This window comes from Acidithiobacillus albertensis (assembly GCF_001931655.1).
GTDB classification, from domain to species: Bacteria; Pseudomonadota; Gammaproteobacteria; order Acidithiobacillales; family Acidithiobacillaceae; genus Acidithiobacillus; species Acidithiobacillus thiooxidans.
On sequence record NZ_MOAD01000001.1, the window covers coordinates 184099 to 207002 of the forward strand.

A 22904-nucleotide genomic window follows, 5' to 3' on the forward strand; every position below is an offset into this window, starting at 1 on the left:
AACCATGACGACTCTGCCCTTAACTCCCCAACAAGTTCTGATTGATCCTCCGGTTACGGATGCCGGAGCCGTGCTGGACGCCTTGGCGGCGCTTCTCGCAGAGTCGACCGGACAAACAGCTTCCGTCATTGCTGAGGCCCTGAAAAGTCGTGAAGAGCAGGGTTCTACTGGAATCGGTCATGGTGTCGCGCTTCCCCATGCCCGCATTGACGGCGTAACTGAAGTGGCTGTGGCGGCCCTGCGCAGTGCTCAGGGAATCCCCTTTGCCGCACCGGATGGTCTGGAGGTGCAGGTATTTATTGCGGTGGCCGTACCCAAAACGGCGGCTACGGCTCACCTTGAAATTCTTTCGACCCTGGCGGTACGTTTGGCCTCTGAGGCAGTGCGTGCAGACTTGCTCAAGGTGCACAATGCCGAAGGATTCTTTACCGCAATGACCCATTCTGATTAGTTTTTAGGAAAGACGCAGACATGGAAAGACAAATCAGTCTGCGTCGGCTTTGCGAAGATCTCCACAAGGAGATGTTCTGGGATTGTCTGCATCGACCGGATAAGGATTGCCAGCTGTGTGGCGACCCCTGGGCGGAAGACGATATCGGTGGCGCGGCTCTGGTCGGTTTTCTGAATTTTATTCGTCCCCACGTCGTACAAATAGCCGGAACTTGTGAACTTCAGTTTCTACGGGATAACCCCCTGAGTTTTGAGCAATTTCTGACGGGAAAGCTGAGCCTGTTGGTACTGTGCGAAAGTGAAACGCTGAGTCCAGAGCTTCTGGAGGCACTGCGGTCCCGGCAAGTGGCGGTCATGACGACTGCGTTGGAGGCCCCGAAGGTGCTTGCCCGTCTGCAACTTTACCTGCATCGCGAGCTGGCTCCCCGGCAGCAAGTGCATGGAGTGTTGGTGGATGTGCTGGGCGTTGGGTTGTTGTTGCAGGGCGAGGCCGGTATCGGCAAAAGCGAGCTGGCGCTGGAGCTGGTTAGCCGTGGTCACCGTCTGGTAGCCGATGACAGTGTATTATGTGTGCGTGAGGCGCCTCAGGTGATCACCGGCCATTGTCCGGCTCCTTTGCGGAATTTTCTCGAAGTGCGTGGCTTGGGTATTATCAACATCCGGGAATTTTTTGGCGCGGCGGCTATCGTTCGTTCCAAACGCATTCGTCTGGTGGTCGAAATTCAGGATATGCAGGATATGGAGCTGGCCGACATCGACCGACTGCAGGGTAAGGTCGACAATCTGGATATTCTGGGGGTTCCGCTGACGCGCTTGCGCATTCCGGTTTCGGCAGCGCGCAATCTTGCCGTGCTGGTGGAAGCCGCGGCCCGCAGCCAGTATGTGAAAGAGTCCGGAGGTGACATGCTCGCTGACTTTGAAGAACAGGTACGTCTGAGTGTCGGGGAGGAATGATGGCCGAGCGGGACTTCATTATTGTCAGCGGACTGTCAGGATCGGGAAAATCCACGGTGCTCCAGGCGCTCGAAGATCAGGGGTATTATTGTGCGGATAATTTGCCCGCTACCCTGCTGGTGGCCTTTGGCGCGCAGCTGGCGCATCGCGAGGGGCAGTCATTATTGGCGGCCGTCAGCATAGATGTGCGTAATCGCGATTTTTTTGCGGCCTTGCCGCAGGCCCTCAAAGATTTACGGGATGCGTATGGACTGCATCCGCGTATTTTGTTTCTGGAAGCGGGCGAAGACACCCTGTTGCAGCGCTACAGTGAAACCCGCCGCCGCCATCCCCTGACCGATGACAGTGCGGCTACTCCCGGTGAATCCCTGCTGAAAGCTCTGCAAAGAGAGCGGGAAATGGTGCAACCTCTCGCTGATATGGCAGACAAAAGGCTGGATACTTCACGGATCAATACCCACCAGTTGCGCCTGCGGGTGCAGGCCTGGAGTCTGGCGTCGCAGCACTATGGCAATTTGGTATTGCTGCTGCAATCTTTTGCCTTCAAACGGGGGCTGCCACTGGATTCTGATTTTGTGTTTGATCTGCGTGCCTTGCCCAATCCGCACTATGATCTGGAGTTGCGGGCTTTAACGGGGCGTGATGCTGCCGTACAGGCTTTTTTGGCAGGGCGTCCAGAGCTACAGACAGCGCTGGGATCCTTGCGGAGTTTTTTGCAGGTGTGGTTACCCCCCTTTGCCCGGGAACATCGTAATTATGTGACGGTATCCCTGGGTTGTACGGGGGGGCAGCACCGCAGTGTGTACATGGTGGAAGTTCTGGCACGCGAATTATTGGGTAAAGGCCAACGCATTCTGATTCAGCATCGTGAACTGAATGTCACCGAGACTTTGACATGATTCACCTTGTTCTGCTGACCCATGCAGGTATGGGCGTGGCATTTGCCAATACCCTGGAACATATTTTCGGGACCATGCCAGCAGCCGTCGAAGTTGTGGAGATTCTGCCCGACGCTAATCCCGAAACCGGGCGCAAGCGCCTGTGGGAATTCATTGAAAAACTGCCGGAAGGTGATGCCATGCTGATTCTCAATGATCTTTACGGAGCAACCCCGGCAAACCTGATTCCGGCGATTCTTCCCGAAGACCGCGTAGCAGCCATTAGCGGTTTGAATCTGGCGATGCTGCTGCGGGCCTTATCGCGGCGCGAAGAAGGTTTGGCCGCAGCCCGTCAGGGGGCCTTGGATGGGGCTGTGCAGGGAGTTGTAGATATTCTTGCTCTGCGTGCTGTACCACGTACCTGACCATAAGCCTGGAGCGGGTGGCGGTCATTCGCCACAATGTCCGGTGTTGCTGGCGCTATGGTCGCACATTCGCTGTCAGGTTATGCTGAATACAATTTGAGTCTGACCTTGTTGTCGGGGAGTATGTGTTGTGACGGTCCGTGTTGACTATCCTATTATTAATTCGTTGGGCTTGCATGCCCGGCCTTCGGCGAAGTTTGTCAGTCTTTCGGCACGTTACCCCTGTGCTGTCTGGCTGGAGCGCGATGCTCAGCGGGTCAATGGTAAAAGTATCATGGGCTTGATGACCCTGGCCGCAGCCCAGGGAACCATTCTGACGTTGGAAACCGAAGGAGAGGGAGAGCAGGCCTGTGCCGATGCCTTGCTGGCGCTGGCTAAGGACCGATTCGGGGAAGAGGCATGAGTTTTGAACTGGCAGGTATAGGGGCTTCTGGTGGCATTGCGATTGGCACAGCGCTGGTGCTGGAGCCGACGACGCTGGATATTCCCGAACATCTCCTGGCGCCAGAAGCCGTGGAGGCAGAAGTGTTGCGCTTACGTGCAGCTCTCAGCACTGCCCGTGATGAACTTTTTGCGGTACGTGACGTGATTCCTGCCGACGCACCCCAGGATACCCGCCTGTTTATTGATGCGCATCTCCTGATGCTGGATGATCCCGCCTTGCGGGAAAGACCGTTACGTTCCATTCGCGAAGATCACCGCAATGCGGCCTGGGCCATTCAGCTGGAACGGGAACGCCTGCTGGAAATTTTTGACCGCATGGAAGATGCCTATCTGCGTGCCAAGCGTGAAGACATTATTCAGGTGACCGATCGGGTGTTACGGCAGCTCGTTGGCTGGGAGCCGCCGACGCTGCAGAGTGCGGAAGGACAAATCATCATTGCTGAAGAGTTGAGTCCTGCTGATACCGTGCTCATGAAAAAGGACAAGGTCCTGGCCTGGGTGACCGACTTTGGCGCAGCAAACTCGCACGCCGCCATTCTCGCACGGAGTCTTGGTCTGCCAGCGGTCGTTGGCGCCCATTCTGCCAGTCGTCTGCTACGCAGCGGCGACATGGTCATTGTCGATGGTGATCAGGGCATTATTCTGGTGGCACCCGACGCGCTGGTACTGCGACAGTATCAAGGTTTACAGGAACAACGACAGCGCCGCCGCCGGCTTCTGGAAGAACAACGGGATCTGCCCGCCATTACTGCAGATGGTGTAGAAATTCATTTGCGGGCCAACATCGAATTACCGGACGACTCCAGTCTGGTGCGGCGCATGAATGCCGATGGTGTGGGGCTGTATCGCAGTGAGTTTCTGTTTATGAATCGTCCCGATATTCCTGATGAAGAAGAGCAGTATCAGGCCTTTTCCCGGGTGGTGACTGAAATGGCAGGGGCTCCCGTGACCATCCGCTCGTTGGATATTGGTGCCGATAAGGGGTTAAGTGACGACGAAACGACCACACATAATGCCCTGAATCCGGCTTTGGGTTTGCGTGGACTACGCCTTTGTCTGCGTCGTCCCGAGTGGTTTCGCCCGCATTTGCGGGCCATATTGCGGGCTTCGGCCCTGGGGCCGGTGCGTTTGATGCTGCCGATGCTCAGCAGTATGAGCCAATTGCTGCAAAGCCGGGCGCTGGTAAGTGAATTGCAGGCAGAATTGCGTGGCGAGGGGCTGCCCTGTGATCCGGATATGCCTCTCGGGATTATGGTAGAAGTGCCCGCCGTGGCCATGGCCGCGCACTATTTTGCCGGTTGTGCCGATTTTTTCTCCATCGGGACCAACGATCTTATTCAATATGCCCTGGCGGTTGATCGTGGCGATGATGATGTCAATGATCTTTTTGATCCGTTGCACGTCGGCGTCCTGGCTTTGATTCAGCACACCATTGCTGCCGGGCGCGCCAAGGGTATTCCAGTAGCCATGTGTGGCGAAATGGCAGCCAATCCGGCCTTTACACCATTACTGCTGGGCTTGGGTTTGCGGGAATTCAGTATGTATCCGGGCGCAATTCCCGAGGTGAAGGAAATTATTCGCCAGACATCCATTGCCGAAGCCGAACAGTTGGCAATGGGTGCTCTGGCGGGAGAATTTTCTGTGGCCCTAGAGACCGGCCATAGCTAGATCACCCATGCACCGTATGGGGGTCGGGTTGATACTGCTCCTGTTGCTGCTGCTCATCGGAATGTTTGTTTTCTGGTTCATCGGTGGCCCCCGTATTGTTCTGGAAGAAGTTCTCGCTACCCGCCTGCAGGCCCCCGTACATCTGCAGGCCAATCCCCGCTTTTATTGGGGCAAGCAGCAATTGCAGGTGACCCTGCAAGGCTTGCGGATCGGAACACAAGCTCAGCCCCGCTTGCAGTTACGGCGACTGATGTTGAGCTTGCTTTGGCAACCCCTGCTTACCGGGCATGTAAAAATCCAGCAGATTTTTCTGGATCAGCCTTCTGTGTATGGTCCCTGGCCAGCCAGCCCGGGCTCGGCAGCTTCTTCCGCCAATATGAATGTCAGTCTGCCGGGAGACATCCAGATCCGCGATGGCAGTTTGCGCTGGTCTGGTCTGGCGGGACATGTCTTACAGCTGTCCGATGTGCAGGCCAGTTTCCCTCGTTCTGGTGCCGGGGCCGCTACCGGACGCTGGTTCTGGAATCAACATGCGGGTCAAGGCCGTTTGCAAATGGATATTCACTCCACCAGAGGACTTTCTCTGCGCAATTTGCAATTGCTGATTGGCACTCGTCAGGTTCCCGATGCCCTGAGTCTCCAGATGCCGCGCCTGGAAATTCAGGATAAAACTCTGCAGATTCCCGCGCTGCAGGTCCGTTGGCAAGATAATCATGAGCGGCGGATGGAGCTTTCCCTGCAGGATTTACAGGCCCAGCCAGGGCTGCAGAAAATTGCGCTGCGCAGCGCGACACTGCAAGCCGGATCAGATTTTCACATGCAGATTGATCATGCCCGGTTTTCCTGGGCGCAATGGACCGGTCAGGCAGGCTATGTCCTCAGTGCAGAGCATCTGCCTGAGCTGGCAAAAAAATGGGGATTGTTCTGGCCGAAATTGACGAACCCCAAGGTCCCGCGATATTTCAAAATGAGCGGCAAGCTGGCCTGGAAAAATCCCCGCTTCGACTGGAGCATCCGCCAGGGACTGCTAGATAGCAGTCCCTGGTCTGGAAACATTACGGGAACCTGGCAACCCCTCAAAATTCATCTGGCTTTACAGATCCAGCGCCTGAACCTTGGTGCCTATCTCCCCGCGCCCAAAGCGGGTCCAGGAGCGGTACTACCCAAGCTTCCCGCAACCTGGCCGATCACCGGCTCGCTGCAGATCGGGCAGCTGATCTGGGGAAAAATCCGGGCGGAGAACGTGCTTATCCGTAGTCGAAAACCATGATGCAGATTGCCGACATATTGCTGGACTGGTACGGCGAAAATGGCCGTCATGGTCTGCCCTGGCGACAGACCCGGGACAGTTATCGCCTGTGGCTTGCGGAAATCATGTTGCAGCAAACCCAGGTGGAAAGTGTCAAGCCCTATTACCAGCGGTTTCTGGACGCCCTGCCCAATTGGGAGGCTTTGGCTGTTGCGCCCCAGGATCAGGTGCTGGCCTTGTGGAGCGGTTTGGGCTATTACGCCCGGGCCCGCAACGCCCAACGTGCTGCGCAAAAAATCATGACGGATTTTGCGGGTGAATTTCCCGATACGCCGGAAAGTGCAGAAAGTCTCCCGGGAGTGGGGCGCAGTACGGCTGCTGCAGTACTGGCCAGTGCTTTTGCCCAGCAACGCCCTATTCTCGATGCCAATGCCCGCCGTGTCCTGATCCGGACCCAGGCCATTCGTAGTGATCCCAAGGCCAGCAAGACCCTGCAGCATTTGTGGAAGCTGGCTGAGGCACTGACGCCCGCTGATGCCCACACCTACAATCAGGCTATTCAGGACTTCGGCGCAATGATTTGCGTTCCACGGCATCCTCACTGCGACGCATGCCCCTTACAACGGCATTGCCTGGCTTATGCGGGTGGGTTGAGTGAACAACTGCCGCTGCCCACCCGCAAGCCGGAAAAACCCGATCGCTGCGTTTTTTTTCTGCAGTTAGAAGATCGTAGTGGACGGATATTTCTTGAAAAAAGACCGGATTCTGGCATATGGGGTGGGCTCTGGTGTCTGCCTCAATTTAACCCGGAAGGTTCGTCGAACCCCTTCCTTTGCAATGATCAGCAAAAGGCCCTTGCCGATGGGATCTTGCTGCGCGAGCGGGTAAGACAGTTCTGTGTCCTCCGTCATGGTCTTATCGTAGAAGTAAAGGCGCTGACAATGGTCCAGAAGCATGTATTTACCCATTTTCAATTACACTTCCGCTGCATTCTCGCGACGGTGCAAGAAGCTCAAACTGCGCAGGGTGTCGCAGATCAGATTTTGACAGGACGTTGGTTTACTCGGGAAAATGCCCTGGCAGAAGGATTGCCAACCCCTGTTCGCAAGATTCTCAGTCAGACTTCGTAACTTGCCCGAGAGACAGGTTCAGGTAAGATGGGCGGCGTCTCCTTAATATCCTGATGTTCTAGTGAGGAAGTTTCTTATGTCTCGAATGGTGCAATGCGTAAAACTGGGTCACGAAGCTGAAGGTCTGGATCGTCCCCCTTATCCTGGCCCACTGGGCGCGCGTATTTATCAGGAAGTTTCCAAGGAAGCCTGGCAGGGTTGGCTGAAGCATCAGACGATGTTGATTAATGAATATCGTCTTTCGCCGATAGATCCCAAGTCCAGAACTTTTCTGGAAAAACAGATGGAAGCCTACTTTTTTGGTGACGGCGCGCAGCAACCTGAAGGCTTTGTTCCGCCTTCTGCCTGAGCAGTTCAAAAAGAACCCGGAGGAAGTCGTTTCGGCAACCTCCCATATTTCCCATCCTCTCCATAAGCTGTTTCTCCAGCGTCGTCGTTGAATGACGACAGGCGCGCGCGGCGTCAGATCATCCATTTATTACAAAATCCTTTCCACCTGTCGCTAACAAGTGACGTATTACCATGCGTTCCGGGGTGGCGGCGATCGCTGCCAGGCTATGGGATAAACCAGGGACTTATTTTTATCTGACTGATAGTTAAGCGCAAATAATTTTGCACTGGGAGTTTTTGTGCCCGGATTTTTATTGGCTGGAGATGGGACGTTAAGGTTGATTCTGCCTGTTTCAGCGCCATGAATGTTTTTATATTTTATTTTATTATTATAATCATTAACTTAAAAAGTTGGCACGCGTTATGCTATGAGGTTATAGCTGCTGAAACAGCGCCGCTACAAGCGGAAATCTGGAACCACCTTTTGAGGAGAGCTTATTTATGAAGAAAATTGTTGCCCTGACTGCTGCATTGTCTTTCTTGACTGCTACTGCTGCTTTTGCGACCACCGAAGTGCCTGCCAAGGCTCCTGAAAAGATGGTTGAGCACAAAGCGCCTGAGCACAAAATGGTAAAGAAAGTCGAGCACAAGAAAATTGAGCACAAGAAAATGGTGAAGAAGGCTGAAATGAAGAAGCCTAAAATGGCAAAGAAAATGGAAGAAAAGAAGGCTGAACCAGCTGCATAAGTAGCTTCAATCCGCAGCCTGATGGCGCGGAGTTCAGTTGTGCAGATGAACCCGGGGAATCTTCTCCGGGTTTTTTACGTCCGATAAATCTAAAAACGGCAGTTGCCGTGGGTGCTTTGCAGCGACTTTTGTTTCGAGCCGTTGTTGTTCTTGGCGAAATCCAGCGTCCGTCAGGAGAGCTGTTTGAGCCCGCAGGGCGAGTTCTCTCCTGACAGCAGGATGAGCCTTAGAACAACAGGCAAGGAACAATGGAGCAAAAAGCACCCACGGCAACTGCCGTTTTCAGGATAAAATATCAAAATTGATATTGCAGGCTCATGTTCACAGAACGTCCTGAACCAGGTAGTGCTGTGCCATAAGTCATGGGGCGCTGGCCCAGATAAAGCCCTCCAAGTGATTGTTCATAAAACTGGTTCAAGAGATTCGCGAGTTCTAGGCTGGCCTGCCAGTGGCCCTGCCGATATGCGGTGCGCAGATTCAATAAGCCATAGCCAGCTGTTTGCGGTTCATTACGCAGCGCGTCTACCTGGTTTTTTGCGGCAACCAGCTGTTCTTCGATAGTGTTGCGCCATGCTCCCCAGTTTTGATGCAAGGCAAGTCGCAAGTTTAAGGGCATCATGTGGTAGAGGGGCGTATGGTTGCTCAAGTTATCCCCGTGCACATAGGCGGCTTTTGCCGACATTGTAAATGTTCCATAACGCCGGATTTGTGCCAGACGGGCAGAGCTATCCATATTGATACCCCATAGTTCGGCGGTTTGATTGGTGAATTGCAAATAGACAAAACCGCTTTCCGCGTGCAGGTTGGCCACTGTACAGGCTCCTCCCAGGCTGGTCGGACAGCGGACCGCACCAATATAATTATGAATGTAGGTAACGTAAGGCTGAATTTGCACGTGCCAGATTTGTGGGTCTGAGCCATGGAAATTGGCAGCCAGACTGACCGTGTTGGCTGTTTCTGGTTTCAGGTTGAGATTACCAATATAACCATTACCATCGTTGAACCAGCCGATCATATTCATGGCCATGGCATTGCTGGACCAGGGGTAGAGTTCGTAAAGGCTGGGGGCTTGGGCTTTACGCGCCAGTCCCAGGGTATAGCTACTGTGTTTATCGGGCTGGTAGTGCACGATGGCCGAAAAATTCCAGTTGGTGTACTGGCGCTGGCGATCACTCCGGTTGAATGTACCCGGCAGGCTTTGCGGGTTGTCCGGGTTTCCATACATCATGGCATTGTAACCTTGAACCGGACCGGTGTTCATGCGCACATCTTCCAGCCGCAGGCCAAGATCACTGTTCCAATGTGGATTCCATTGCGTTTTCAGGTCGGCGAAAGCGGCATAGCGATCCCTTCTGCCATTGTCGATATTTATATAAGTATTGGGGCCCATCATGCTCATTTTACTGGTTGCTGGGGGCCACCAGTCGTTCAGATGTTCATGGTTGTAACTGGCACCGAATTCCAGGTGATTGCGTGTGTCCAGAGGCACAGCAATTTTACCCTTTACGCCGTTATTCACGCCCTGGGTGTTCATTGGCATGCCCATCATGGCGCCCGGGTTTTTATCTGCAAGGAAGTTCATGCTGTGCTTAACTACCTGATTGTAAGCCTGTAATTCCAATTTACCCCATTGAAATTGGCTCTGATAATGGAGGTTAAGGCGGGTACTGTGATTTCCGGTCATATCCATGCGGGCACTGGGAAATCCCTGGTAGGGGATGCTCTGATATTGCACGCCCAGTTCCAACACCTGCTGTTTCCAGCGGTAGGCAGCATTGAGATTCTGGTATACTGCCTCATACAGGGATGAAGCCACCACATCGCCGGGAATGCCGTAGGTTACAGGCTTGAAAGCTTTTGCTGCGGTATAGTTGCCGCCATGTACATAGGAGCCGCTATAATTAATGCTGAAGTGCCGGGCAGCCGCAGCGGCATTCAGATGCGTTCCGTAAATATGGCCATTACTTTGATAAAATCCGCCTACGCTGCCGCCACTCACAAAATGGCTGCCGGTCTTTGCGAAAATTGGTTGCGGAGATTTGACGATGACGGCCCCACCAATAGCGTTGCCCCCCACGCTTACCGGAACCACCGTGGGATAGATGGTTATCTGACCAATGGCAGCTGGCGGAAAGTACGAAAGTGGTGGGTTCATATGATTGGCACAGGCATTGGGAGTGCTGAATCCGTTAACCTGCAAGATCAGCTGATTGTCACTCAAGCCGTTTAAAACTGGCAATCCGGATACTCCGCCTGCGGCGGAAACAGAACCTCCGGGGATGTTCTGCAAAATCTTCGCGGTATTGCTTGCCAGATGGGCATTATCACGCGCATTGGCCGAGGCATTCAGGGCGCCATCTGCAGAGTCCGTCATGAATCCATATCCTGGTAGGTTAATGTTAATGGTCATCGGGGTTGTTGCCCCGGAGCTGTTGGCCAGTGCCAGCAAGACCGCGCCGATAAGCGGATAGATGGGGGCTCGTCGCATGAAATTCTCCTGATAATTAAAGTTATTTTTGGAATTTTGCGGCGTTTGAGGATTACGGGTGGGAACGCTTCCTCACTTTTTTATGGCAAGATCGTATTCGATCTCCACAGTAGTTTGTAATTCTAATGTTTTGCTGGTTAATAGAGCGATATTATTAAAGTATATTAAGGTTATCTGATATTCTTGCGATTTGTTTCCGGCGAATTTACGCTGGAGCCTGGGTATTTTTGGGAGTGCAAAGCTTCATGGTTCTTCGTCCAAGTTCCATTTCCAAGCTGGTCGTGTTTGGCTTCGGTCTGGCCATCGTGCCACTGGTATTGGTCATTGTCAGCGTGACGCTTTCCATCGCGCATTTTGCCGAACAGGGGCAGGTCAGTATTCTCCGGGCAGTGGCCATGAGTGATGCGGCCAATCGCATGAATAACGCAGTGCGTTCCATGGAGCGTTATGGTCTGCAATACACTGTACTGCAGGATCAGGCATTACTGGTTTTGTATGATCAGAGCTTTAGCGAGTACCAAAAAGCCAGTACCCAGTTTGCGGCGGCAGGCCCCTCGCCGGTCGACCTGGAGCGGCTGCATCATCTGGCTGAGAATCTATCCCGTGCCCGTCAGCTATTACCCCTGGTTTCCCTGGAGGGCAACCGGAGTGCTCTGGCAGGTGATTTCAGCCGGGCCAGCGGGGAGGCCCAAAGTCTGCAAAGTGATGTAAATGAAGGAATTAGTACAGAGGTCGGTAAACTGGGCACGCGTGCGTTGGCCATTAAACGGCTGACCATTTTTGAGGTGCTTCTGGTTTTACCCCTGTCAGTCGCGGTAGCTATTGTGTTCATTATTCTCATTACCCGACCGGTGCGGCGTCTGGATCAAGCGGTGTCCGGGCTGGGTGCAGGTGATCTGGAAACACCCATAACGGTCAAAGGTCCGCGCGACATAGCCAGTTTGGGAGATCGCCTGGAATGGTTGCGGAACCGTCTGAACGCTCTGGAAGCGGCCAAGCTGCATTTTCTGCGTCAGCTTTCCCACGAGCTGAAAACGCCTCTCACAGCCATTCGCGAAGGATCAGAGTTGTTGCAGGATGATCTCGGCCAGAATCTCAGTGCTGAGCAGCAGGAAATTGTACAGATTGTAGGGGATAACAGCTTACGCTTGCAGCGCCTCATAGAAGATTTGTTGCGCTTTAGTCTGGCGGAGGGGCCTGTGGGGGCAGGGATGGTGCAGGAGTTATCTTTGACGCATGTGGTAGAGGATCTGCTGCTGAGTTATAAGCCCAGCCTAAGAAGTAATGCATTGCACCTGGAAACCCGGCTTGAGGAGGTGCGTATTCGCGGACATGCAGATCGACTCCGCACTATTTGTGATAATTTGTTGTCAAATGCCGTGAAATTTTCTCCTCAAAACGCTACCATACGGGTGGATTTGCAAGTACAGGACGAAGATGCGGTGTTGGACGTTCAGGATGAGGGTCCTGGAGTGGATCCCGATGAGCGGGAAAAGATTTTTGATATTTTGTATCGCGGCGAAGCTTCGGATTCCGGAAAAATAGAAGGTAGTGGTCTCGGGTTGGCCATTGCCAGGGAATATGTGTTGAGTTATGGGGGAAGTCTTGAATTGCAGGATAAAAAAACACCAGGTGCCTGGTTTAGGTTGCGCTTACCCCTTGCTGGGCAGGATGCTTCCCATGCTCATCATTCCGCTGATACTGACGGGATGCGCCAGCACCCCGGTCCCAGCTCTTCCGTCTAACGCCGTACTGCTCAAACCGGGGGAACAGATTATTAAAACCAGTGAGCTGGCAACCCTCAAGGCACAAATAGCCGAACTGGAAAAAGTGACCCCGGTGACTGCACCCTGCATTTCCGAAAAAGCCGAAGCAGCTGTTCTGAGTAAACAGTTGGCCGATGCAAGGGCAGGAGATCCCGGATACCAAAAGCTGGAAAACAAGGTGAACGACTTGCAAAATCGTCTTCTCCAGTCGCAGCAGCATGAAGCCGAATTACGTCGTAAACTGAACGAATTGGTACAAATAGAGAAAAACGCCCGCTTCCCGCAGGGACACTGAATCATGGCAGATAAAGGTAAAATCCTGCTGGTAGACGACGACGCAGATTTGCTGCGCCTGTTGTCGCTGCGCATGAAAACGGCAGGATATAACATCAGTACGGCGGCTAATGGTAATGAAGCTCTGGCGCTGTTGGCCATGGAGCATCCGGGGCTGGTGATTACCGACCTTAAAATGGACCAGATGGATGGCATGGCCCTGCTGGATGCCATTCGTCGGGAGTATCCCACCTTGCCCGTCATCATTTTGACAGCCCACGGTTCCATACCCGATGCCTTGCTGGCCGCCAATCAGGGGGTTTTTGCCTTTTTGACCAAGCCCTTTGATGGTAAAGATCTGATGGCCCAGGTTGAGCGCGCTTTTAGTTTGACCGCAGCCGTAGCCCCATCTTCCGGAAAAAAGGGCAAGGATACCAGTTGGGATAGAATTTTGACCCGTAGCCCTAAAATGCAGGCGGTGCTGGATCAGGCACGCCTGGTAGCGGCCTCCGATGCCAGCGTTTTTGTGCACGGTGCCAGCGGTACGGGCAAAGAGTTGCTGGCGCAGGCCATTCATCAGGCCAGTCCACGGCGTGCGCAGCCATTTATTGCCCTGAATTGTGCGGCATTTCCGGAGCAGTTGCTGGAGTCGGAGCTTTTTGGTCACAAGAAAGGCGCTTTTACCGGGGCGGCCAATAATCATCAGGGATTATTCCAGGCAGCGGAAAAGGGCACCCTGTTTTTGGACGAAATTGGTGATATGCCGCTTTCCCTGCAGGTCAAATTATTACGGGCTCTGCAAGAACGCATGATTCGCCCGGTAGGGTCGACAGAAAGCATCGCCGTCGATGTCCGCATCATCTCCGCCAGTCATCGTGATCTGGAAAAAGAAATGGCTGAACGGCGTTTTCGCGACGACTTGTATTATCGTCTTTGCGTGGTGACGCTGGAATTGCCCGCCCTGGCCGAACGCCCTGAGGATATTCCCTTGCTGGCAGAGTTTTTTCTGCGCGATACCGCCGCTAAAAACCGCAAGGATGTGCGCGGTATTGCTCCGGAGGCGATGGAGCTCCTGGTGGCGGCGCCCTGGCCAGGAAACGTCCGGCAGTTAGCCAATGTCATTGAGCAGGCGGTGGTTTTATCCACCACACCACGTATTGGTGCGCCCCTGATTCGCCACGCCCTGCGCGACAAAGAGGGCGAAGTCATGCCCCTGGCCGATGCCAAAGGGCGTTTCGAAATGAACTATCTTATTCAGATCATGCGCATGACCCGGGGAAATGTGAGTCAGGCGGCTCAGTTGGCGCAGCGCAACCGCACCGAATTTTATCGTTTGTTAAGACGCTATCACCTGGATCCATCAGCCTTCAAGGAAAATGGAACGGTAGATGAAGAAGAAGGCGAAGAATGAGCTAATTGTGATGAAAGTGTTGATCATCTGATTTTTTGGCGGCGGGCGGGGCTGCTTCGAGTTCAGCAATCACGTTCTTGATATCCTGTAAAAGCAGACCCGCCATATCTCGTGAAAATCCTTCTCGAATGACTAGCCGTAATACGGCGATTCCACCGGCATTTTCCGGTAGGGTGTAAGCAGGAACCTGCCAGCCCCGAATACGCAGCCGTTCGGATACATCAAATACACTGTAGGATTTGGCTTTTTTGAGTCTTACGGCAAATACCGGAATGGCGCTGCCATCACTCAAGAGGCTGAACGACCCTATTTTGGCCATTTCGCCAGAAAGCCAAAGGGCGGTATCCCGTAAATTCGACATGATTCGCGTGTAACCTTCCCGCCCAAGACGCAGCAGATTGTAATACTGTCCGACAATCTGGTTGCCCGGGCGGGAAAAATTGAGGGTAAAAGTGGGCATGTCACCGCCCAAATAATTGACATGGAATACCAAATCTTCCGGGAGATGCTCTTCACCCCGCCACAGCGCCCAGCCCACTCCAGGATATACGAGTCCATACTTGTGCCCGGAGGTGTTGATGGAAACCACATTGGGCAGGCGAAAATCCCAGTGTAAATCGGGTTGCAGAAAAGGGGCTACAAAGCCGCCGCTGGCAGCGTCGACATGAATGGGAACCTGCAACCCGCTGTGCTGATTATGGGCCACAAGGGCATCGTGGATTTCTTTGACCGGATCAAACTCCCCGGTAAAAGTGGTACCCAGTACGGCGACGACACCAATACTGTTTTCATCCACCATAGCCAGGACTTCGTCGGAAGTAAGGGTATATCGATCATCCTGCATGGGAATATAACGAGGTTCCACTTCCCAATAGCGACAGAATTTTTCCCAGACGACTTGCACGTTGCGGCCCATGACGAGGTTGGGCTTTTCTGTGCTCAGGCCTTTATCCTGACGGCGTTTCCGCCAGCGCCATTTCAACGCCATACCCGCGAGCATGACGGCTTCACTGGAACCAATGGCCGAGACGCCTACGGGTTTTTCTTCGGGGTTGGCATTGAACAAACGGGACAACATATTCACACAGCGGGTTTCGATTTCGGCGGTTTGTGGATATTCGTCCTTGTCGATCATGTTTTTGTCGAAAGTTTCAGCCATGAGCTTTTCGGCTTCAGGCTCCATCCACGTGGTGACAAAAGTGGCCAGATTGAGGCGGGCGTTCCCATCCAGCATAAGCTCATCATGAATCAACTGGTAGGCTGTTTGCGCAGACATTTCTCCATCAGGCAATCGGTATTTGGGAATAGGGTGATCCATGGTCCGGGATCCATAAGCCGGGGTGATATCGCTGTCTTCGGTAAAGCGCTTGACCATGTGGTTCTCCTTGGTAGTGGGTGAGAGCTTCCTGGTTTTGGTCACTTTACAAGTGGGTAAAGTTCAAAGCTGCACCGCATTCTCGCGCCGAAAGATGAGTTGCTTTATAACGTATTGGGACATCATTTTATGGCGAAGAATGATGGTGGGGGAGATTATAATAAACGACTGTCCCCGCCGCGCTGGCAGCCATTAGCGTCGGGCAGCTGCTCAATAAAGTTGCCAAGGCACACCCATGACCGCAGTGATTGAGGCTCGCCCAATCCATTTGCGGCTGAATTGGGTTTCAGGCGAATCCCGCCCTGATGTTTTCAGGGCTTGTGAACCGGATGATCGGCGTCATCCCAGGCGTCCATGCCACCTTGAATAGAATGAACATTGGTGTAACCCATTTTCTTTAATTGTTGGGCGGCCAGTGCGGCACGTCCTCCGGTTTTGCAGTAAACCAGGATTTCCCGATCTTTGTCCTTGAGGGCCGGATGGGAGTCTGCCTTGAACTCGAGCATGCCCCGGGATATATGGTGCGCACCAGGAATATGGCCACCAGAAAATTCATGGGTTTCGCGAACATCTATAATAACCACTTCTTCCGACTGGTGTTTGCCATGGGCCTGCTGTAAATCCATTTCCCGAATTTCTGCCTTGGCTTCCTTGACCAGTTCCATTGCTGTCTTGTTCATTATGCGCCCCTTGATCAGATAAATCAGAAAAACTGATTAAACCATAACGACCCACGACCATTCGCGCAAGCCCCTTGTCGGAGCGTCTATAGTTTGAAGAGTATCTGGCAAAAAACAGGAGAGCCATCATGCAAATTGAATCCATTACCCTGGTGCGGCATGGTATGACCGAATGGGCGGATCAGGGTAAGCATACCTCGGACACGGATATTGGTCTGACCTTCGCAGGGCGAGCAGATGCCGAGGCGCTCTGGGCAGCGTTTGAAAATCAGGGGCATTTTGACGGGATTTATTCCAGCCCGCTGATTCGTGCCCATCACACGGCCATCCTTGCCGGTTTTGCGCATCCGCAATTACATCATGATTTGATGGAATGGCGCTATGGCCGTTATGAGGGCAAGACTACCCAGGAAATTCACAAGGAAAATCCAGAGTGGAGCATATTCCGCTGTGGCGGGCCGGAGGGAGAAAGCCCGGCAGAGGTGACGAAACGCTGCGATCGGCTGCTTCACGACTGGGATACAAAAGGGCACAAGCATGTTCTTTGCTTTGCCCACGGGCACATTTTGCGCGCCCTGGCGACGCGCTGGCTGGGGTTGGATCTCCGCTTTGGAGATCATTTGCATCTGGACCCCGGGAGCATTTCCCGCCTGGCTTGGGAACATGATACGCCAGCCTTGCATCTCTGGAATTACTGTCCCCGGTACACCCATATCGGACCGGGGCGGCCTGCCCAATGAACCTAAAAACGGCAGTTGCCGTGGGTGCTTTGCAGCGACTTTTGTTTTGAGCCGTTGTTGTTCTTGGCGAAATCCTGCGCCCGTCAGGAGAGCTGTTTGAGCCCGCAGGGCGAGTTCTCTCCTGACAGCAGGATGCGCCTTAGAACAACAGGCAAGGAACAATGGAGCAAAAAGCACCCACGGCAACTGCCGTTTTTAGGATGAAGCGGTTCAGTTCCGGACAGGTTTAGCCGAGCAGGAAAGCCGGGGCTACCTGTGCTGCCTGCTGCATACCAGCATGGTAGTAGTGAGTGCCGGTAAAGGCTTTGGCATCTTCAGCGCGAAACGCGTCCATGCTCAGACCCTTGCGCCCCAAGGTGCCGCTCCACCAGCCGGAGGGGTAGCAAAACTGGGGAAAATACACGCTGTTCACCGCTTCAAAGCCTGCCTCTGCCATGCGACTTTGGCACTGGCGAATGAGGTCAGCATGCAGTAGCGGAGATTCAGATTGTGCAACCAGAACGCCCTGCTCGGCCAGAGCGTGGTGACAGGCGGCATAAAAATCGGTGGCAAACAGACCGGCAGCCGGTCCTACCGGATCCGTGGAATCCACAATGATGACGTCATAACGTCCGGCAGGGGCTTCCTTGATCCAGGCGATGCCATCTGTAAAGTGAAAGTGGGCGCGGGGATCATGGTTTTTTTCGCACAACTCGGGAAAAAAGCGTTCGGCAACCCGGGTCACTCTTTCGTCTAGTTCGACCTGCGTGGCTTCTTCCACTTCCGGGTGACGCAGCACTTCCCGGAGGGTGCCACAATCTCCGCCGCCAATAATCAGCACCCTTTTGGGTGCGGGGTGGGTAAACAGGGCGGGATGGCTCATCATTTCGTGGTACAGATAATTGTCACGATCGGTGACCATCACCAGACCATCCAGAGTCATGAGGGTGCCAAAATGTTCCGTTTCAAAGATTTCTATGGTCTGGTACGGGCTTTGTTCGCGATGCAGTACTTCGCGGATTTTCAGGCTCAAGCTCGCGCCATGTTCTTCATAGCGTTCGGTATACCAAAGTTCTGTGCTCATGATTGCCTCTCATTGTGACCGGAATGGTATGTCCCCGCGTGGATTTTGCGGAAGAATGAGATAAAAGAAAAGGCGGGCTCCGGTATTCAGAGCCCGCCCGCTGTGGTGACGGATACTTTCAGGCGCAGAGAACCGGCTTGACGCGCAGTTCATGGGCGGGAATGCCCATCATGTCTACTTGCCCGCGTTTCATCTCCATGGTGGAGACCTGGCCGGCACCAAAAGCTTCCTTGAGGTAATTCAAGGCATCTTCAGGCTGAATGATATCGCCACAGGTGAATACATCTACCGCTGCATAACCATATTCGGGCCAGGTATGAATGGCCAGATGAGATTCCGCAACGATTACGGCACCACTGACTCCGTAAGGAGAAAAGTGGTGAAAGGTTTGCGTCACAATGGTGCAGTTGGCGCGCCGGGCGGCCTCAAGCATGGCATCCGTGACAAAATCAACATCAGACAAGGTACTGCCGTCACAGTGATAAAAGTCTGCAACGATTTGATGTCCTAACGAGCGCATAGGTGCCCCCCTTACCAAAGTTGAAAAGGTTAAGAAGTAGCTCCCGTGCACCCCCAGACAGTACTTGGTTTTATGCCCTACCTTGCTGGAACGTGGCCATGCCGTGCTCCAAGTCTCTTAAGGACTGACCCCCTTAGTAACTGCTTTCGGTGCCGTGGAAACAGGATGCGAACTATACACTTATCCGCATGGGATGCAAGGGATTTTTGAGATTTTTTTAGATCTGCCCGCAGGCCGATATTCTGCTGTTCTGGTACCCTGTTGACCGTTCGGTTTATACTCTGACCCCTGACTGATAATGGAACAAGGATGCTCATGGCTGCTGAGGCTCTTGTAGAGCTGGATAATGTGCGCTTTGCCCGTGGCTCGCACCCGGTGCTGGCGGGAGTAGACATGCACATTCCCCGGGGTGCCATTGTTGCGCTGATGGGGGCCAGTGGCGGGGGCAAGACGACCATGCTCAATCTCATGGCAGGGACTTTGCGTCCACAATCGGGCCAGATTCGTATTGCCGGGCAGGATCTGCAAAAGCTCAGTGAGGATGCCATGTATGCTCTGCGTCGGCAGATGGGTATGTTATTTCAGCACAGTGCTTTGTTTACTGATTTGACTGCCTTTGAAAACGTGGCTTTTCCGCTGCGCCGGCATTTCCGCCTTCCGGAGAACCTGCTGCGCAAGCTGGTCATGATGAAGCTGGAGGCAGTGGGGTTGCGTGGCGCTGCGGGTCTGTTTCCGGCAGAGCTTTCGGGAGGAATGGGGCGCAGAATCGCCCTGGCCCGGGCGGTCGTCATGGATCCGATGTTGATATTTTATGATGAACCTTTTACCGGGCTGGATCCCATCAGCGTGGGCATTATTGCCTCACTCATCAAACGGCTGAATACGGCCCTGGGGGCGACCAGCGTGTTGGTGAGCCATGATGTGGAAGAAACTTTTTCCATTGCCGATTACGGTTTTATTCTGGCGGGTGGCAAAATCATTGCTGAGGGCAGCCCGGCAGACTTGCGTGCCAGTGATTCTGCCCTGGCTCGACAATTTTTGGGGGGGCAGCCCGATGGGCCGGTGCCTTTCCATTATCCGGCCCGGCAGGACTATGCCGCAGCGTTGCGGGACAGTCATGCCGCTGGCGAGGTGCTATAGCCTATGGCTATGCTCGAATTTATTCCGCAATTGGGCCGACGCGCCTTGCAAACCGTTCCCGGCCTGGGTGCCGCCAGTCGTTTTCTGTTATCGAGCCTGCTGAGTGTGTTTAATCGGCATTTCAGCTTTCAGCAGTTATTCCGGCAGATTTATGGTTTTGGTGTGCGTTCACTGATTCTTATGGTGGTCGCGGCGTTTTTTACCGGCATGGTTCTGGGATTTCAGGGTTATTACGCGCTGGTGCGCTTTGGGGCCACTTCGGCTTTGGGAACGCTGATTGCCTTGTCTTTGCTGCGCGAGCTGGGGCCGGTGCTGACCGCTTTGCTATTTGCCGGGCGTGCGGGCTCTGCGCTGACTGCAGAAATCAGCTCGATGAAAGCCACCGAGCAGTTGAGCGCCATGGAAATGATGGCGGTTAATCCCCTTGCCTGGGTAGTTGCTCCCCGCATTTGGGCGGGAATCATCTCGGTGCCCATACTCTGCGCGATTTTTGATCTGGTCGGGATTTTTGGCGGATATCTGATTTCCGTGCCGGTATTAGGTGTGGATGGTGGGACTTTTTGGGCGCAGATGCAGTCTAACGTGACCTTTTCAGGGGATATACTCACCGGCTTGTTCAAGGCGCTGTGTTTTGGTGTGGTGGTGACCTGGATTGCCGCCTGGAAAGGATATACGGCGCGGCCGACGGCGGAAGGGGTAGGTAATGCAACGACGCTGAGTGTGGTGACAGCCTCGCTGACCGTATTGGGTCTTGATTTTATTCTTACAGCTTTGCTATTCAGCTGAGGGCAGGAAGCACATGGAAACTCGGGCAATAGATTGGTGGGTCGGCATATTCGTACTGCTGGGCATTGCAGCGTTGGTGGTGCTGGCATTACGGGTAGGGAATCTTTCCGGCTTTGCCTATGATAGTGGTTATGTGCTGCATGCCGATTTTACCAATGTCGGCAGTCTCAAGACTCGCAGCCCGGTTAAAATTGGTGGCGTCACTATTGGTGAAGTTACCCATATTGGTATGAATCCGAAAACCTATATGGCCAATGTGACCATGCGCATCGAGCCGTCCATCAAGCTGCCGATTGATACGGGCGCTTCGATTTATACCCAGGGACTGCTGGGTGAACAGTATATTGCCATTCAGCCGGGTGGCATGCCGCAGAACCTCAAGCCCGGTGCTACCATCACCATGACTCAGGGGGCCGTTAACATTGATCAGATGATTGGTCAGATGGTGTTCAGCAAGGCTGCAGGAAGCAGCAAGTCTTCAGGAAGTCAATAAGGAGAAATTTTGATGCGTCAGATCACCTGGATTGCGCTGTTATGTTTGATTTTCGCCTGGACTGTGCCGGCCAGTGCTACGGATGCTCCCAACGCCCAGGGTGCCGTCACCGTGGTCCATGAACTCACAAATAACGTCTTGAAGGTGCTGCGCGCCAACAAAGGTAAACCCATCACCCCGGCTGTCAAAAAGCAGGTGGCAGATATTGTGTTGCCGCATATGGACTTCAACACTATGTCCCAATATGTCATGGCGCAGTACTGGCGGCAGATGAATCCTGCGCAGCAGAAAGAGTTTGTAGTCCTTTTCAAGGATCTGCTGGTGCGTACCTATAGTAATGCGCTGAATCATTATCATGGGCAGACGGTAAGAATCACGGGTAGCCAGCAGGTTTCCCAAGACCCGCCTGTAGCCCAGGTCAACATGGTTATCCGCCAAGCTGATGGTGGTCCGGATATTCCGGTCATTTATGCCCTGCTCTACACCGATCATACCTGGCGGATATATAACACCTACATTGATGGTGTGAGTATGGTTCTTAATTATCGACAGAGTTTCGGGCAGATAGCTTCCAGTCGCGGAATCCCCGCCTTGCTCCAGCAAATGACCGAGAAAGATGCGACTGAAAAAAGTTCTGGGAAGCAGCCCGCTTGAGTCTGGGAGCCAGCTGGCAGCGCCGTGAAGTCGGCGGACAGACCCAGCTCTTCTTGCTGGGCGACTGGCGGGTTGCGCATCTGGACGGACTGCTCAAACGCTTTGACTGGAGCAGGGAAAGTCAGAGCTGTGCGGTGATTGCCCTGAATGAGCTTGAGGCCGGAGACAGTGCCACCCTTGCCCTGCTCATGGAATGGACACAGGTCCAGGCGTCCAGAGGGATGACGTTGCAAATTCGCGGGATATCGCAGCCCTTGCAGGAACTGGTGGCGCTTTATCGTTTACAGGACATGCTGCACATTGACCATGACTGATTGCCCCGCCATTCACATTCAGGGTTTACGTAAAGCCTATCAGAGCGGACATCTGGCGCTGACCGGTGTGGATCTGGATATTCACGCCGGTGAGTTTTTCGGTTTGCTGGGCCCCAATGGGGCGGGTAAGTCATCTCTCATTAATATTCTTGCCGGTGTGGTTCGCCGCTCCAGTGGCGTAGCGGAAATTTTCGGGTTCGATGTCGAAAGAGATTTTCGCCGAACCCGGCAATTGCTGGGGGTGGTTCCCCAAGAGCTGGCTTATGATCCCTTTTTTACCGTGCGTGAGTTTTTGCATATGCAATCCGGTTATTTTGGCCTGCGCCATAATGATGACTGGATTGATGAGCTCATGGCAGAGCTGGATCTGGCAGACAAGGCTAATGCTAATCTGCGGAATTTATCCGGGGGCATGAAACGGCGGGTGCTGATTGCCCAGGCCCTGGTACATCGGCCGCCGGTAGTGGTACTGGACGAGCCGACTGCAGGCGTGGATGTGGAGTTACGCCAGGGACTCTGGCAGTTTATACGGCGTTACAATGCCGAAGGCCGAACGGTCATTTTGACCACCCATTATCTGGAAGAAGCCGAGGAGTTGTGCGAACGGATTGCCATCCTGCAACAGGGAAAAATTGTCGCCCTCGACAGAAAAGAGAATTTATTGAGTGCGGCAAGCTGGCGAATCCTGAAAGTGACTTTTGATCATGACCCCGGAGAACTGGGTCCAGCGCTGGAGGATTTGCTGACCGGGGCTAGTGAAAATATCCGGGTATTTCGCATTGATGCACAACGCAATCCTCTGGGTGCAGTCCTCGCCCAGTTGCAGCAGTTGCCTGCGCAAATTCTCGATCTGCATTTGCAGGAACCACGTCTGGAGGATGCCTTTACTGACATCCTTGGACAGATGCGCTGAAAGGCTCTGCTTC

25 protein-coding genes are annotated in these 22904 nt (G+C 53.6%); 20 read left to right on the top strand and 5 right to left on the bottom strand.

What is annotated here, in order from left to right:
• The first annotated feature begins 4 nt into the window (after positions 1 to 4).
• The 10 genes from BLW97_RS00900 to BLW97_RS00945 all read left to right on the top strand — a co-directional run bounded on the left by BLW97_RS00900 (position 5) and on the right by BLW97_RS00945 (position 8275).
• Positions 5 to 451 (top strand): PTS sugar transporter subunit IIA, encoded by a 447-nt coding sequence (locus BLW97_RS00900; protein ID WP_010640627.1) that lies wholly within the window; start codon positions 5 to 7, stop codon positions 449 to 451.
• A 20-nt stretch (positions 452 to 471) separates the two neighbouring features.
• Positions 472 to 1404 carry an HPr(Ser) kinase/phosphatase gene (gene hprK, locus BLW97_RS00905; protein WP_075322049.1) on the top strand — a complete coding sequence of 311 codons (933 nt, stop codon included), beginning with the start codon at positions 472 to 474 and terminating at the stop codon, positions 1402 to 1404.
• Complete coding sequence (gene rapZ / locus BLW97_RS00910) at positions 1404 to 2303, top strand: RNase adapter RapZ (RefSeq protein ID WP_010640623.1); 900 nt, start codon at positions 1404 to 1406, stop codon at positions 2301 to 2303. The genes hprK and rapZ overlap by 1 nt, the downstream gene beginning before the upstream one ends.
• Positions 2300 to 2707: a PTS sugar transporter subunit IIA gene (locus BLW97_RS00915; RefSeq protein ID WP_010640622.1), complete on the top strand. Its 408-nt coding sequence runs from the start codon at positions 2300 to 2302 to the stop codon at positions 2705 to 2707. Before rapZ ends, BLW97_RS00915 begins: the two co-directional genes overlap by 4 nt.
• Before the next feature lie 130 nt (positions 2708 to 2837).
• Positions 2838 to 3110 carry an HPr family phosphocarrier protein gene (locus BLW97_RS00920; RefSeq protein ID WP_075322050.1) on the top strand — a complete coding sequence of 91 codons (273 nt, stop codon included), beginning with the start codon at positions 2838 to 2840 and terminating at the stop codon, positions 3108 to 3110.
• Positions 3107 to 4819, top strand: a complete 1713-nt coding sequence (gene ptsP, locus BLW97_RS00925) for a phosphoenolpyruvate--protein phosphotransferase (RefSeq protein WP_010640618.1) — start codon at positions 3107 to 3109, stop codon at positions 4817 to 4819. Before BLW97_RS00920 ends, ptsP begins: the two co-directional genes overlap by 4 nt.
• Positions 4820 to 4826: 7 nt before the next feature.
• Positions 4827 to 6089: an AsmA family protein gene (locus BLW97_RS00930; protein ID WP_143214826.1), complete on the top strand. Its 1263-nt coding sequence runs from the start codon at positions 4827 to 4829 to the stop codon at positions 6087 to 6089.
• Positions 6086 to 7198, top strand: a complete 1113-nt coding sequence (gene mutY, locus BLW97_RS00935) for an A/G-specific adenine glycosylase (RefSeq protein ID WP_075322051.1) — start codon at positions 6086 to 6088, stop codon at positions 7196 to 7198. The genes BLW97_RS00930 and mutY overlap by 4 nt, the downstream gene beginning before the upstream one ends.
• Positions 7199 to 7274: 76 nt before the next feature.
• Positions 7275 to 7547, top strand: coding sequence for an oxidative damage protection protein (locus BLW97_RS00940; protein ID WP_010640613.1), 273 nt, complete (start codon positions 7275 to 7277; stop codon positions 7545 to 7547).
• Positions 7548 to 8029: 482 nt separating this feature from the next.
• Positions 8030 to 8275 carry a hypothetical protein gene (locus tag BLW97_RS00945; RefSeq protein ID WP_075322052.1) on the top strand — a complete coding sequence of 82 codons (246 nt, stop codon included), beginning with the start codon at positions 8030 to 8032 and terminating at the stop codon, positions 8273 to 8275.
• Positions 8276 to 8570: 295 nt separating this feature from the next.
• Here the strand turns inward: BLW97_RS00945 and BLW97_RS00950 are convergent, their stop codons facing one another.
• Positions 8571 to 10763 carry a TonB-dependent receptor plug domain-containing protein gene (locus tag BLW97_RS00950; protein WP_075322053.1) on the bottom strand — a complete coding sequence of 731 codons (2193 nt, stop codon included), beginning with the start codon at positions 10761 to 10763 and terminating at the stop codon, positions 8571 to 8573.
• Positions 10764 to 11008: 245 nt separating this feature from the next.
• On the opposite strand from BLW97_RS00950, the gene BLW97_RS00955 reads away from it, so the two are divergent.
• The 3 genes from BLW97_RS00955 to BLW97_RS00965 are packed head-to-tail and all read left to right on the top strand — an operon-like array spanning position 11009 to position 14213.
• Positions 11009 to 12508 carry a HAMP domain-containing sensor histidine kinase gene (locus tag BLW97_RS00955; protein WP_031571028.1) on the top strand — a complete coding sequence of 500 codons (1500 nt, stop codon included), beginning with the start codon at positions 11009 to 11011 and terminating at the stop codon, positions 12506 to 12508.
• Positions 12444 to 12824, top strand: coding sequence for a hypothetical protein (locus tag BLW97_RS00960; RefSeq protein WP_010641183.1), 381 nt, complete (start codon positions 12444 to 12446; stop codon positions 12822 to 12824). The genes BLW97_RS00955 and BLW97_RS00960 overlap by 65 nt, the downstream gene beginning before the upstream one ends.
• Positions 12825 to 12827: 3 nt before the next feature.
• Entirely contained in the window at positions 12828 to 14213 is a 1386-nt protein-coding gene (locus BLW97_RS00965; protein WP_010641185.1) for a sigma 54-interacting transcriptional regulator, read from the top strand.
• Between the two features lies 1 nt (position 14214).
• Here the strand turns inward: BLW97_RS00965 and gad are convergent, their stop codons facing one another.
• Together gad and BLW97_RS00975 are read right to left on the bottom strand one after the other, a co-directional pair.
• A complete protein-coding gene (gene gad, locus BLW97_RS00970; RefSeq protein WP_010641187.1) occupies positions 14215 to 15588 on the bottom strand; it encodes a glutamate decarboxylase in 1374 nt (457 codons plus the stop codon).
• A gap of 311 nt (positions 15589 to 15899) precedes the next feature.
• Positions 15900 to 16268 (bottom strand): rhodanese-like domain-containing protein, encoded by a 369-nt coding sequence (locus BLW97_RS00975; RefSeq protein WP_010641189.1) that lies wholly within the window; start codon positions 16266 to 16268, stop codon positions 15900 to 15902.
• Between the two features lie 128 nt (positions 16269 to 16396).
• Here BLW97_RS00975 and BLW97_RS00980 point away from each other — a divergent pair, with 128 nt between their 5' ends.
• Positions 16397 to 17008 carry a histidine phosphatase family protein gene (locus BLW97_RS00980; RefSeq protein WP_024893424.1) on the top strand — a complete coding sequence of 204 codons (612 nt, stop codon included), beginning with the start codon at positions 16397 to 16399 and terminating at the stop codon, positions 17006 to 17008.
• Between the two features lie 226 nt (positions 17009 to 17234).
• On the opposite strand, the gene speE is transcribed toward BLW97_RS00980, so the two are convergent.
• Together speE and speD are read right to left on the bottom strand one after the other, a co-directional pair.
• Positions 17235 to 18071 (bottom strand): polyamine aminopropyltransferase, encoded by an 837-nt coding sequence (gene speE, locus BLW97_RS00985; RefSeq protein WP_010640600.1) that lies wholly within the window; start codon positions 18069 to 18071, stop codon positions 17235 to 17237.
• A 118-nt stretch (positions 18072 to 18189) separates the two neighbouring features.
• Complete coding sequence (gene speD / locus BLW97_RS00990; RefSeq protein WP_010640598.1) at positions 18190 to 18591, bottom strand: adenosylmethionine decarboxylase; 402 nt, start codon at positions 18589 to 18591, stop codon at positions 18190 to 18192.
• A 315-nt stretch (positions 18592 to 18906) separates the two neighbouring features.
• Here speD and BLW97_RS00995 point away from each other — a divergent pair, with 315 nt between their 5' ends.
• Genes BLW97_RS00995 through BLW97_RS01020 form a run of 6 tightly spaced genes read left to right on the top strand, consistent with a single transcriptional unit; the run spans position 18907 to position 22891 of the window.
• On the top strand, positions 18907 to 19731 hold the full coding sequence (locus tag BLW97_RS00995) for an ABC transporter ATP-binding protein (protein WP_010640596.1): 825 nt from the start codon (positions 18907 to 18909) through the stop codon (positions 19729 to 19731).
• A gap of 3 nt (positions 19732 to 19734) precedes the next feature.
• Positions 19735 to 20517: a lipid asymmetry maintenance ABC transporter permease subunit MlaE gene (gene mlaE, locus BLW97_RS01000; protein ID WP_010640594.1), complete on the top strand. Its 783-nt coding sequence runs from the start codon at positions 19735 to 19737 to the stop codon at positions 20515 to 20517.
• A 13-nt stretch (positions 20518 to 20530) separates the two neighbouring features.
• Positions 20531 to 21010, top strand: a complete 480-nt coding sequence (mlaD, locus tag BLW97_RS01005; RefSeq protein ID WP_075322054.1) for an outer membrane lipid asymmetry maintenance protein MlaD — start codon at positions 20531 to 20533, stop codon at positions 21008 to 21010.
• A 12-nt stretch (positions 21011 to 21022) separates the two neighbouring features.
• Complete coding sequence (locus tag BLW97_RS01010) at positions 21023 to 21664, top strand: MlaC/ttg2D family ABC transporter substrate-binding protein (RefSeq protein ID WP_075322055.1); 642 nt, start codon at positions 21023 to 21025, stop codon at positions 21662 to 21664.
• On the top strand, positions 21661 to 21978 hold the full coding sequence (locus BLW97_RS01015) for an STAS domain-containing protein (RefSeq protein WP_010640588.1): 318 nt from the start codon (positions 21661 to 21663) through the stop codon (positions 21976 to 21978). Before BLW97_RS01010 ends, BLW97_RS01015 begins: the two co-directional genes overlap by 4 nt.
• Positions 21971 to 22891, top strand: a complete 921-nt coding sequence (locus BLW97_RS01020; protein ID WP_075322056.1) for an ABC transporter ATP-binding protein — start codon at positions 21971 to 21973, stop codon at positions 22889 to 22891. The genes BLW97_RS01015 and BLW97_RS01020 overlap by 8 nt, the downstream gene beginning before the upstream one ends.
• Positions 22892 to 22904 lie beyond the last annotated feature (13 nt).